This is a genomic window from Hymenobacter bucti (assembly GCF_042681145.1).
GTDB classification, from domain to species: Bacteria; Bacteroidota; Bacteroidia; order Cytophagales; family Hymenobacteraceae; genus Hymenobacter; species Hymenobacter bucti.
In genome coordinates this window covers 1-12,164 of record NZ_JBHUFD010000007.1, presented here as the reverse complement: position 1 = coordinate 12,164, position 12,164 = coordinate 1, and the positions used below count along the sequence as shown (strand labels likewise).

The window sequence follows — 12,164 nt, the reverse complement described above, 5'->3', positions numbered from 1 at the left end:
GTACGTCAGCATAACGCACTCACGAATGCCCGCTATGAATACACGCAGTTGCAGCTAGACTTGCTTTTTTTCATCATCTCCAAACTGCGGAAGGGCGAAACAGATACTGTCTACAAACTAGACATTATGGAGCTGTCTAGCCTGACTGGTAAGCGATACAATGGGGCTTACCTACAAAAAGCCACAGCTGATATGGGTTCTCGTATGCTGGAAGTAGAAGATGCGAACGAGTATCAACAGCTTTGGATGTTCCAACGAATACGCTACCTCAAAGGGCAAGGAATCATTGAATTTGACTTAACCAGACATGTTTTACCCTACCTGTTTGAACTCAAAAACAACTTCACCAGCTACGCGCTGGCAGCTGCACTTCGTCTCACTAGCAAATACGCTAAGCGCATTTACCCGCTATGTAGCCAGTGGAAAGACCTAGGCGAAACGAAAAAGTATGACATAGAGGAATTTAAGAGGATGCTCGGTCTGATTGACGAGAAGGGAAATGACAAGGTTGAAAGGGTTAGCGACCTAAAAAGCAAGGTTTTAGATATTGCGGTCAAGCAAATCAACGAGCATACAGAACTCCACGTCAGCTACAAGCTAGAGAAGAAGGGTAAAGCTTTCAAAAACATCATTTTCACGGTTAAGCCCCAAGCCTTAGCCGAAACTATCCCCTTTGAACTGGTACAGGGCGCGGCGGCTCCGGCTGGCCTTCAACAGCACCAAGTGGACAACGCTGGTCGCCTACTGGCTCAAATTGGCATCATCACGCCCACCCTCGTGGCCACTATCCTTGGCAATGCTGCCCACGTCGCGGCCTGCAACAAGTTCGCCCACGACCTAAAAACTGGTAAACACGCTAAGGCGCACTCGCTCTCGGGGCTACTACTGACGGTGCTGGGAATTAAAAAAGCCAATAGCGGGCCGCTATTCGACAAGCCAGCTGAGGTTAAGTAACTTCCCCGCTACTTCCCGAAAACCCGTTGCCAGAAACCCTTTTTAGTTGGCTCTGGTGCTGGCTCTGATATGGGTTGTGTTACTAGGACCTCTTTTGACTCAGGAATTCGCTTTTGCAGTTCGCCCAACTGTTCGCTCTGGTTAAGTAGCAGTTCCTCAATGCGTCCGATACGCTGACTATTCATTTGACTAGTCAAGGCATTCAACACGTCATTCTGCTCCAACAAGCGGTTTTGTAGTTGATGAATCGTTTGGTCACGCTCAGACAACTGCTGCTTTAATAGAGCTATCTCCAACTCCTGTTCTGGTTCACTGATGGCAGGGGGTGGGGCCTCTACTAATTCTTTGACTAGTGAGTATTGGTCAGCTAGGAAGGCTTGACTAATCAGATAAACGTTGCCTTTTACTGTTGCTTCAATTCGAATATGATTAGTCTCCGCATGTTGCTTGACTAGTCGCCGGATAGTCTGTTCCGACTTATTCACGTGCTGGGCGGCCTGCTTAATCGTCAGAAAATCAGTGTTAACTTCCATATTGGCAATGACTAGTCAGAGCTCGCAAGTTAATGCATTATCTGACTAGTCACGCAACGCTTGACTAGTCAAGCCTTAATTCTTAGATGGCTAGCTAGTTATGCGATGACTAGTCATCAATCATTCTCCGACTAGTCAGGCTGATTAGTCAGTTTTTGGCTTAGCAGCTTACCTATTAATCTCCTGCTGGTATGGACCGTTGGGATGTAAAGCATCTTCTCTAAGTAGTAGCTCTTTCTAAGCACTATCCATTCCAGCCGAGCTCATAACGTTTATTAAACGTGGGTTCAATAAACGTTATAAGCCCGGCAATACTGCATAGATTTAGTTATGGGATATGAATATGGTTTCGTCTTTACAACACCATTAACTCTGCCTCAATTAGAGGAACTCACCCATCACTTACAACTCACTCCCCGTTGGTTTTTAGTGCAGGTAGAACAACAAGCCAGCGGCTATCGACTGAGCTATGCCTATGCAGCTTCAGGGCCAATAGCTTGGGACGAAGACTTCTTGATAATAGTGTCCGCACGAGAAATCTATGTGCTCCTACATACGGCCACCGCAAGTCAGGAATCTGGTGTCCTCACCTGGGTTCAGGAATGCACAGCTACACTTGGTCTAGCAGGTGTTTTATCGGATATATAAAAACCGCACCGATTCTCAGACTTGTTCGAGAAGCCCTTTTACATATTGGAAACGGTCGTTTCTAGCATGTAAAAAGGCTTTCGTCTGAATCTGAATCACCGTTTTCTTGAACGAGGCTTACATTTCCGCAAAGCATAGGCTTACCCGAAGTGAATCATGCATCAAGTACTACTATGCTGCTGTTTGCTGCTGCCTAACCTAGCCTTTGGACAGGTAGTACAGGCGCAGCTCATTCATTTTTCCGCCGATAGCCTTCCGCCGACCTGCGGCTACTCGTTCTATGTCGCCACGCTCCACTTTCGACTGTTGGAGACCGAAGGACTGCATAAGAAGGGGGAGGAAATTCTAGTGAAAATTATGTGTGCAGACCAGTTTGGTAGAAAGGTGTACGCGAATAAGCGCACCTACCAGCTGACGCTACACTCTCCCTTGACCGAACCAGAGTGGGCCCAGAAGGAGCTTGGCCTAGATGCTCAATCAGTAGCGTCCTTCGCAAAGGAGCCTCGGCCATTTTTTTGGTGCAGCACCTTAAAAAGACTCAAGCGTTTCAAATCCTTCTTTTCGTGAACTGCTCGCAACTACCCACTATTAAGTGGGAGTAAGCCGCCATAGGGCTCAACGAGTTTAGTAAACGCTACATTAGGGTCTGGTCCTCGCCAAAATACCATACCAAGCGCAGTGACCAGTGAGACCGAAACCTACCACTTTTCCGAGGTGTGTCCGAGAAGGAATGTTATGTTAAGGGATAAAAACTAGATAACGCTTGTGCTATGCGAATCGCAGCTTTGCTGTAAAAACCATATTTTTAGGCAATGGATAAAGCCGAATTAAAAAGAAGAACAGCTGATTTTGATGATACAGCTAATGTCTGTGGAATTAGACTAGATGGTCCGGAAGAACTGTTAGAGCTTTTGTACGAGGACTTTGCTGTCAGTGTGGGCACCTTTTTTCATCCTATCAATCTGGATATTTTACTGCATGCTGGCATCGTCACCGAGGAGGTAAAAAACCTCTGTGTTGAAATAGAAGCTAAGGTGGACTACTTGACTCAAAACCCGACTATTGTTGAGCGAATTAAGGGCGACAGCAGATGGGAGGCTGTATTTGCTTTGTGTGAGCAGGTGCGCTACTTAAGGCAGCCTCATTAAACCACTGTTGGCAAACGTCATAAGCTTGTCACGTTTCTTAAACCAACGTTTAGAAAAGGTGACAAGGTGGCGAGGCATTGGGTGAGCTTCACAACCGAAAGGCTTCTATCGTCGCCTCTGCTAAGAAAGCGTGTGCTACCGAAGCTGCGCAGCCCAGTGCTACCCACTCTACCTCCCCCTGGTAAAGACACCACGAATGGTCTGGAGCAAAACAGTAGGTAGGGAGTTGGCCCTGCTGCTGGTATACGGTCACTAAGTCCGCCACTTGCCCCTGGGCCAACCAATCTTGGCGAAAGCCTGCTGCATCCAAAACGCCATTGCCCTCGTCCGCAGACCCATACAAATATGCGGACTGCTGTGGCCCGAGCACGTGGACAAGTTGGTGTACAAAGGCTTCCTCCAAGGCCGCACAACTGCCTAAGTGTGGCGGCCACTCACCATAGTGCCGCCGAATAGCGGTACTGTCAAAGGCTACGTCATACCCTACCCCAAGTTGAGCACTCACCTCGCGATAAGTAATCGGCTGTAAACGTGTAGGGTCCGGCTGGCCTTGCTGAATATGATACGTATCCCAAAAGGCAGCGCGGGCATTCAAGTCCGCAACCGTGCGCTTGGCAAACGAATAAGTGGCAATCGGGACATCGAGGTCAATCCCCAACGGGAGCAAGAGCTTGAGGTAGGCGTCATAACCACTGGATAAAGCCGGGCAAGCGGTAGCCTCGTGTGGCGGCTGGGTAGGGAGCCAGTTAAGTTGGTCTGTGATGGAAAGAGCTTGCAGAGCCATAGACTTACTCGAATTAGCAACAGGTAGGGCTTACTTAGTAGTCAATAACTGGCTGCAAACGTGAAACTACACGAGATAGCCCGGCCCCGAAAGGTGCAACTTCCGAAGCTACCCATTCTGTGGAAGCTAAACACGGCTCACGGCTCGCCAATGAGGTCGAGCGTGAGTTTCTGAACCACCTCAACGGGAAAGCACTTCCTTAGCCTGTAGCCTAATTTCCACCCTCCAAAAAACGGTGCCTGATTACGGCCCGAAAAACCGGCGTTTCCAAGCTGTAAGTGGGGGTAGCTTAGCCCTCCATTATACGAGCGTGAACTGGCTGGATGGGTGTTCCAAAAATCCCCTCTCAAAAAGCCCTAAAAACTGGCCTTCTAGGCCCCATTAGGGCCTACTTGGAAAGTGTTCCAAAAACAGTAGTTTTACAAACACTATAAGGAACGCTTTTTCACACACCATTAAATGACAACTGAAATACTTCTAAAAAGAATAGATTCCATTCTTACACTCGCAGCAGTAGCAAGAACTAAAATCTGGGATTCAATAGGCGTAAAACATGTCCATACGGAGCCATTTTACGAGTTTAAAGCAGCTGCACTCTCCCTTCTTGGAAATACGCTAGGTGAAAATCATAGTTCTTTCAAAGAATTCAAGTCGGCTATGGATAACACAAGGCTGTTGTCTTTAAACGCTGGCGTTGGTGTCTTCAAGGCATTCAGGCACGATGTCGAGGATGGGTGGCTATTTACTTTCAAGAAAATAGTATCAGCAGAAATATTCACAGATTTCTTAGAGATGGCTAGCCATCTTTTACAGGAGGGTTACAAGGATGCAGCTGCGGTGATGATAGGCGGAGTCTTAGAAGAGCATTTGCGGCAGCTTTGTGTTAAGAATGGGTTAGATGTAACTACTTTAAAAGAGGGCAAAGACATACCCAAAACTGCAGACCGAATGAACAATGATTTATCTGGTGCAGGAGTATATGGAAAGCTTTACCAAAAATCAGTAACTACTTGGTTAGATCTAAGGAATAAGGCAGCACACGGCAAATACACAGAGTATGATGAACGGCAGGTGCAACTAATGGAGGCTAGTGTGTTAGACTTTGTTGCTAAAACTAATGGTACTAGCTTATGATCGCCGCTATTTATGCCCGCATCTCAACCAAAGACAAAGGCCAGACCAACGAAAACCAAATCCGCGAGCTACGCGCCTTTGCCGAGCGGCTAGGTTACACTGTATATAAGGAGTACTGCGACCAAGAGAGTGGCGGCAGCGCCGAGCGACCCCAGTTCCAGCAACTCTTCGGCGATGCCCATCAGCGGCGCTTCGATGTGGTATTGTTTTGGAGCCTTGACCGCTTCAGCCGTGAGGGGGTAACCGAAACGCTCAATCACTTACAGAAGCTGCAAGCGGCCGGCGTTCAATTTAAATCCTTCACTGAGCAGTACCTCGACAGTACTGGCTTATTTCGGGAGGCTATTATCGGCTTCTTGGCTGCTATCGCTAAGCAAGAGCGCGTACGTTTAAGTGAGCGTATAAAGGCTGGCCAAGCCCGTAGCACGAAAAAGCCAGGGCGACCTAGCATACCTGACGAGATGCTGGCCAGTATACGAGAGGAGCTAGCCCGTGGCTCTGGCCAACGAGCTACTGCCCGCAAACTAGGTGTTTCAGTAGCTGCTGTCAACCGTTTAGCACAGGATGCCATATAATGGGTCTTTTGTGGACTACTTAGCCACCCCGCACAAAGGCCCCGAAAACGCAGGTTTTCGGGGCCTTTTTTACTACCCTTTTGTGGACTACAAAACAACTGTTTCTCGAACGACTTTGCTACCCACGCCAGCGGCCCCGAAAACACGGTTTTCGAGGCCGTTTTGCGAGAGAGTTTTTCGAACAGTCAATTACCTGCCAAGATGTGCGTTTCTTGGATGGGCACGGATTAGAGTATAGTCGTCCATTCAACGAACGACTTTCCCCCGATGTAGTGAAATCTCCCTGTTGCTCGCTGACAGAAATGCAGGTTAGTCACCAACTTAGTTAGGAGTACCTGTTCTATTTCATCGTGTCTAGCCTGGTCCTCGGGCAGGGTGGGGTGGGTAGCTTGGGTGGTCGTTCCCGCCGCAAAGGCGGCCTCCCATCGTTCCCAAATGGCCCAATCCTCCAGTGCCAATTGATAGGTTTCAGCATCCAACGGTGTTAGTAAGTAGTCCCCAGGCACCGCCTCGAAGCCGGCATCGATGCCAGCATACCACTGACACTCATAGTAATAAGGCTTTCCGTCAAAATTGGCGACACCTCTCCGAGGGCCATCGTACCAATCCGTAATCGTGTAAACAGGTTCTTTCACGGCTGCTTGCTAGGTTTCATGCTCCAAAGTAACGGTCGTTGCTGAACCACTACTGTGCATCCAAAAGGCGCACTTTGAGGGGTTCAGAAAGTACCTCGCCGACGTGCTGGCTCAGAAAGTCCGCACCGAGTGCGTTTCTGGCGTGTGGCGGGGGTTTAAGAAGCCGAAAAAGGGTGGGTCCGTAATGCGCACCTTTTTGAGCCAGCCTTTTTATTATTGAGTTGGGCTCACTTGAAGCGCACTACACTGTCATCCAAGGGCAATTGTTGTCGGCAAGACTTTTGGAAAGCAGGTCCAATCGGCACCAGAGCAGCTTGGTCTAGAACTTGGCGAAGCGTCGCCGAACCTAAGTTGTCAAATGACTCGAAGACGAAGGGTAGCCCCTCGGATTCTTCGAAAGCAGTGGAGTTACTCACTAGAAAATGTAGGTGCGGGGCATTCGCGCTACCTGATTGCCCAAGACGGCCCAACACGGCTCCCTGTCGCACACGCTCCCCCACTTTTACGACCACGCTACCTGGCTGCAAATGGGCATAGTGTACGAAGGTGTGCGGCGCTATTTCCAGAACCACAAAATTGCCCATTAAGGTGCGCTCCGTTAAATCCACTGGTGAAGGGGGCGAAACCATCACCGGCTGGTTGGGCTCGCCGTCTCGGGCATCGCGCACCACCCCATCAGCTACCGCCAGTACTTCGGCACCAAAACCTACCCAGTCTACATGGGTCGAGGTTTTCAGTTGGTCCAGGGATACCCGGCGAACACCGTGTCCGGCCGGCGTAAGCCCAAAGAAATCTATAGCATAGCGCTGAGGAATCGTGGTTTGACCGTTCACCACTACAACCCCCGTCCAGTGGTGCGAGTGAGGATTACCGGGTCCCTCGTGCGCCAGCCACGGGCCGGCACGCAGCGGCGCACCCAGTCTGACTGGAGAAGCTGCCTCAAGCGGCGTTCGCACGCCATCCACCAGCTGGCGTACGCCCGTGGAAGTGGTAAAGACGAGTTGATGTCGGAGGAACTGCGGGCGTGGGCGGTCGGCGGAGAGTGTCAACCAGAGAAATAGCACGACTCGTTTACCAGCTTCCAGCGGCACCCCCGCCGTATCCGGTTTTTCCGCTGGGTGAGCGAGCAAGCCGTTCAGTTGGGCGGCAGAAAAGTCCGCCAACACCAGCGCGGTCTCGTTAGCGAGGACGTTGACTTGCTTCAGCCGAAGGGGGCCCGTTGATTGATAGTAGTTGGTCAGGTGCAACTCATATGCTACATGCAGCAGGCCATCACTACCCCTAACTGGTTGCGGAGTCACTGGTACACGTACTTCGACCGGGGCTTGGGCAACTTGAGCAACCGTAACTAGGCTACTCATTACCAGCCCAAAACTGCCTAGAATGAGCTGCCACCACTTGCGGCAAAGGATAAGGATTGAATACGCCATTGGCCTCTGAAAGCAACAAAACTAGTTGAACAAAAGCCAGAAAGGCCCTATGAATGGAGTAAGCAGCGTTTACCCTTATCGTTCAAGTACATAATGTGTGTTCTCAGACATTCCTTGGAAAAGTGGTAGGTTTGGAGCTGCTCGGCTGCTGTGCTTCGCGTGGTACTTTGGCGAGAACTAAGCCCTTATGTTAGGCACTGGCGCAGGTATCTTTAATAATCGCCGCTAACTCGCGGGCCCTCTCCGGCTGTTTACCAAACCCATTCCGGCTAGGATGGTCCGAAAATAGAAAGGCTTCCCCAGTGGTCAACACCAACTGGTAGGAAAAGCCGCTGATGGACTCCACGCGGGCCAGACTCGCGCACGGATGCCGAAACGTGCGAAAACTATCGCGGAAGCATAAGGTAGCAGATGGCTCCACAGTGATATAATAGCCCCGACAGTGCCAGAAGGTAATGGCAATACTCCAGAAGACTGCCGTTACCACATTGAAAATGATGTCCTCACTCTTCAGCCAAACGGATAAGAAAACGAGCACCCAGCACAACGTTAAGGCACTCCAAAATACCCATCTCCCCTGCTGATAGGTCAGCCAACTAATGTTCATAGAGTTAGGAACTAACAAAACCGTTATTTAAACAAGGCAAAGGCTTTTTACATGTTGGAAACGACCCTCCTAGTATGTAAAAAGTCAATAGTACTCACATACTGCGTCCGCCGTAACCCTGGCTCTCGCCCCGGTCAAGGCGCTGCTGGGCCGCTTGTTGACCGGGAGCCTGGCGCTGCGCCCGGTCGCCTTCGCGCTCCTGCACCTGGTAGCCCTCCCGACCTTGCGCCCAGTCCAGCGTGTGGCTCACCTTTTGCAGCTCGGCACTCTGCAAGCTGTACTGCACCAGCAACTCACTCAGCCGGTTTCCGTGCGCGTCGAGGCGGTGGGTGAGCTGCGTGGTGGCCCCCTGACTCTTCAACGTCATTTGCAAGGCCTCAGCGCGGCCCGTCGTATGCACCTCGTGTGCCGGCTCACTCACCAGCACCACAGCCCGGCGCTCCGCCTCCCGCTGCGCCGCGTAGGCGGCCAGACTCAGGGGCACGACTTCGGGCTGGTGATAGGTGCGGGCCTCGAACCCGGGTACGGGGGCGGGTTTGGCCGCTAAGGCCGTGTAAATAGCAAACATGCGGTGCTCATTGTCCGGGACATAGCGGCCCTTGTTGGTCAGTATCTCCAGCTTTTCCGTGGCCTCCTTCGCCTTCGCGCCCAGCCCGAGCCCAAAGAGGCCTTTGGCCTGTTGCCGCAGGGCTTCTTCCTGCCCGAACGTATTCACCACGTTGCGCGCATGGCTGGCCAAGTCCTGACCCTGGCGTTCCAAAGCGAGTTGCAAACCTCCCAGGCCCTTGGTTGCGGCCAGCTCCTGGAGCACGGTCTGCAAGCCAGCGGCATCCGGATAAGCCTTCAGATAGTCACTGTAGGCTGTCACCTGCGCATTGTGCGCTTGAATGGGGACGTTGTGCTGGGCTACGCGTGCCTGATATTGCTGGTACTCGGCGTGCCACTTGCGCTCTACGGCCGGCAACTCAGCCGTTTTCGCCGCCTGCGCAGCCTGCTGCTGAGCCAGCTGTGCGGCTTGTCGCTCGGCTTCCTGCACGGCCCGCCGCTGGGCCGTCTGGCGCTCGGCTTCCGCCCGTTGCGCGGCCACTTGCCGCTGCGCTTGCGCGGCGGCCTCTAGCGCGGCGGCTTGCGCCACCTGCTCCCGCGCCTGGTTCGTGGCCAGCTGCTGGTCGAGGCCGGCCAGGCTGTAGCTGCGTCCCAGCTGCGAACCCTTAAACACCGTCCCGTCCTTCTCGAAGCTGATGCCCGTTACCTCCCCGGCTCTGTTGGTGAACTCGCGGGCGCTAATCTGCTGGGCCTGCAAGGTAGCCAGCAGCGCCGGCCGGTCGGGGGCCGTGGCCAGCGCCTGGTGCAGGGCCTCCTTGATTTCGTGCTTCGTAAGCTCGGCCCCTTGCAGCTTTTCAGGATGTTGCTTCTCAACCCGCAAGCCCTGGGGCGGGGTTAGCCCGTGCTCCTGAATCAGCTCCTTAAGTGCTTGCTTGGAGCGGAAGAAGTTTTGCCCGTCTTTGATGGTCTGCCCGTCGTCGCTTACCCGGTTGGCGATGATGTGCAGGTGCTGATTATCGGGCTGGTCGTGGTGCCGAATGATGGCGTACTGCGTCTTGTCCAGCCCCATCTTCTGCACGTAGCCCTCCGCGATGGCCAGCATCTTGACACTATCGAGCTTGGTCGCGTCGTCAGGGTTAAAGCTCAGGGAGGTGTGCCACACGGCCTGCCCCAGGTTAGGGTTCAGCTGCCGACCTCGATTAAAGTCGGCGCTCATGTGGGCCGCGCTGTCAGCGCGCACCCCGACGGCCACCAGCACCTCGGCCTGCTTGTCGCTGGGCTGCTCCTTGCGGCCCTCGAACTGGTAGCGCACCACCCCGCCGAAGCTGCGCCCAATAGTCGTGCGGCTAATCATACCATGTCGGCGAAATAGTCCAGCAATCTATCGAGGGTCGCGGCCTGCGCCTCCACCTCCTGGGCCACGGCCGCGAACCCACTTTGGTGCGCCCGCTTGCTAAGCTGGTTGAGGTTATTGGCCATCCCCGCCAGCTGCCGCAAGTACCCGTCCTGCTCGACGCTGAGCTGCAAAACTGGCCGCTTGCGGGCCTTCACACCGGCCTCTACCAAGGGTCGCACGAACTGCGAGAGCGGCTGCCGCACTGCCGACGCACCCGCTTCTAACTCTTCATAACGGGCCAACGAAACGTGCGTGGTCACGCTCTTTAGCTTCTCCCCCGGCTCCTTTTTAGGTCGCCCGCCCAGCCGCTTGGGCTTGGGCTCGTCCGCTGAAGTAGGGGCTATCTGACTCATAAGATGGGATATTAGAACTAGGTCTTTTGGCGACGATAGGAGCCAAAAGCAAGACGTTTTGCGCTAGCAAAACCTGTCTTGCTCCCTTACTACATTTGCTTACGGTATTGGGGGCGTTAGGGATTCGTTAGGACGTACATAGGAATACTAGCTGACTACTCAGAATTACTATTCTTCCCCTTACTGACCATGTAGGCGCGCAAGGCATTACGAGCGTGTTCTGCTTCTATGCCGCCTAGCTCCTGTAGCATTTTTCGCCACGCAATACAGTCTGCCCCCTCCAATAGAAAATGCATTTGCTTCCGTTCGGCAGCATCACCGGTCAGCACTTTGCGGGGCCTTGCCATAGGACAGCTAATAATTAGTTAGTAGTTTAAAACTACCAAAGAATTACCCAGCTGCCAAGTGCCTTCTATCTTCGTTGTACTCGCACGGTTGTCATCCCGCCAACGCGTCGTCTGAAAAGACGAAGCCCTGGCTGCGGACACAGTCAGGGCTTCAGGAAGTGGGTGGATTAAGCACCCTCAACCTCACAAGTAATGGGTAAACGTGCGAAGGTGAAACCCGCTAGCCAGGCTAGTTGGTTTCGTATCCCCTTAGAACTGCTCAAGGCAGCTGTAGGGGGAGCAGTTCGAGCTGTGGTTAGCCACTGGCTCGGGCATCCCTAGGATAACGGCGGTCTGGGCTTCGGTCTGGGCCGCCGTTTGTCGGTAAGGCTACACAAACATACGGAGCAGGTCGCACTTCGGCTCGGGAGCTACTAGGGGCCTTCCTGGGCCTCCTAACTGCCCCAGTACTCACTTAATCTGACACTCTCGGTACGAGTACCACTGCCAGGCACACAACGGATGTGCAGTTGAGAAAAACTACCCAAGTCTATCCCCGCCCATAATAGCACATAAGCACAGCAATTATATTTTTATACTTTGATTACTAGTAATATATATTTTTCACAATGCGCGCAAATTACTGGCTTCTAGAATTTTGCTGTTTTTGCTTGGGCTGCGCCGCTCGAACGTTACCGAGTTATCCACATTCTAAAAGCCTTTTTCTTCTCGCGCGAAACACAATTTGTGTATTTGTAAAGCTTTGTATTATTTGAGGGGCTCACAAAGTATTGATTTACAGTACCTTGCAGGCATCAAAAACGGCTTTTCGTGTAGTAAAAACGGCTTTTCGTGTAGTAAAAACGGCTTTTCGTGTAGTAAAAACGGCTTTTCGTGTATCTAAAAACGGCTTTTCGTGTAGTAAAAACGGTAGTTTAGAACGGTAGTCGTAAATCATTAGCGTTTTTCACGTATAATTGCTCCTTAATCAGTTAGATATCATCTAATGGAGAAGGAGTTAGAAGTACGTCAGCATAACGCACTCACGAATGCCCGCTATGAATACACGCAGTTGCAGCTAGACTTGCTTTTTTT

The 12,164-nt window shown here is 52.1% G+C and carries 11 protein-coding genes; 5 read left to right on the top strand and 6 right to left on the bottom strand.

Translation table 11 applies throughout. The features are described from left to right. On the top strand, positions 1-954 hold a 954-nt coding region (locus ACFSDX_RS18350; protein ID WP_382316194.1), incomplete at its 5' end, for a replication initiation protein. An 8-nt stretch (positions 955-962) separates the two neighbouring features. Here ACFSDX_RS18350 and ACFSDX_RS18345 read toward each other — a convergent pair. After that, positions 963-1,487, bottom strand: coding sequence for a helix-turn-helix domain-containing protein (locus ACFSDX_RS18345; protein ID WP_382316192.1), 525 nt, complete (start codon positions 1,485-1,487; stop codon positions 963-965). A 330-nt stretch (positions 1,488-1,817) separates the two neighbouring features. Between ACFSDX_RS18345 and ACFSDX_RS18340 the strand changes: the two genes are divergently transcribed. The 4 genes from ACFSDX_RS18340 to ACFSDX_RS18325 all read left to right on the top strand — a co-directional run bounded on the left by ACFSDX_RS18340 (position 1,818) and on the right by ACFSDX_RS18325 (position 5,776). Further along, complete coding sequence (locus ACFSDX_RS18340) at positions 1,818-2,135, top strand: hypothetical protein (RefSeq protein WP_382316190.1); 318 nt, start codon at positions 1,818-1,820, stop codon at positions 2,133-2,135. Positions 2,136-2,947: 812 nt separating this feature from the next. Next, positions 2,948-3,283 (top strand): hypothetical protein, encoded by a 336-nt coding sequence (locus tag ACFSDX_RS18335; RefSeq protein WP_382316188.1) that lies wholly within the window; start codon positions 2,948-2,950, stop codon positions 3,281-3,283. A gap of 1,243 nt (positions 3,284-4,526) precedes the next feature. Continuing rightward, positions 4,527-5,201, top strand: coding sequence for a hypothetical protein (locus tag ACFSDX_RS18330; protein ID WP_382316186.1), 675 nt, complete (start codon positions 4,527-4,529; stop codon positions 5,199-5,201). Then, positions 5,198-5,776 (top strand): recombinase family protein, encoded by a 579-nt coding sequence (locus tag ACFSDX_RS18325; RefSeq protein WP_382316184.1) that lies wholly within the window; start codon positions 5,198-5,200, stop codon positions 5,774-5,776. Before ACFSDX_RS18330 ends, ACFSDX_RS18325 begins: the two co-directional genes overlap by 4 nt. Positions 5,777-6,003: 227 nt before the next feature. Here the strand turns inward: ACFSDX_RS18325 and ACFSDX_RS18320 are convergent, their stop codons facing one another. The 5 genes from ACFSDX_RS18320 to ACFSDX_RS18300 all read right to left on the bottom strand — a co-directional run bounded on the left by ACFSDX_RS18320 (position 6,004) and on the right by ACFSDX_RS18300 (position 10,743). Then, a complete protein-coding gene (locus ACFSDX_RS18320; protein ID WP_382316183.1) occupies positions 6,004-6,411 on the bottom strand; it encodes a hypothetical protein in 408 nt (135 codons plus the stop codon). Positions 6,412-6,638: 227 nt separating this feature from the next. Continuing rightward, on the bottom strand, positions 6,639-7,841 hold the full coding sequence (locus ACFSDX_RS18315) for a M23 family metallopeptidase (protein WP_382316181.1): 1,203 nt from the start codon (positions 7,839-7,841) through the stop codon (positions 6,639-6,641). A gap of 190 nt (positions 7,842-8,031) precedes the next feature. Continuing rightward, positions 8,032-8,448 (bottom strand): hypothetical protein, encoded by a 417-nt coding sequence (locus ACFSDX_RS18310; protein ID WP_382316179.1) that lies wholly within the window; start codon positions 8,446-8,448, stop codon positions 8,032-8,034. Between the two features lie 94 nt (positions 8,449-8,542). Beyond that, the gene (locus ACFSDX_RS18305) at positions 8,543-10,348 is read right to left on the bottom strand and encodes a relaxase/mobilization nuclease domain-containing protein (protein WP_382316177.1); all 1,806 of its coding nucleotides are present in this window, start codon (positions 10,346-10,348) and stop codon (positions 8,543-8,545) included. After that, on the bottom strand, positions 10,345-10,743 hold the full coding sequence (locus tag ACFSDX_RS18300) for a MobC family plasmid mobilization relaxosome protein (protein ID WP_382316175.1): 399 nt from the start codon (positions 10,741-10,743) through the stop codon (positions 10,345-10,347). Before ACFSDX_RS18300 ends, ACFSDX_RS18305 begins: the two co-directional genes overlap by 4 nt. Positions 10,744-12,164 lie beyond the last annotated feature (1,421 nt).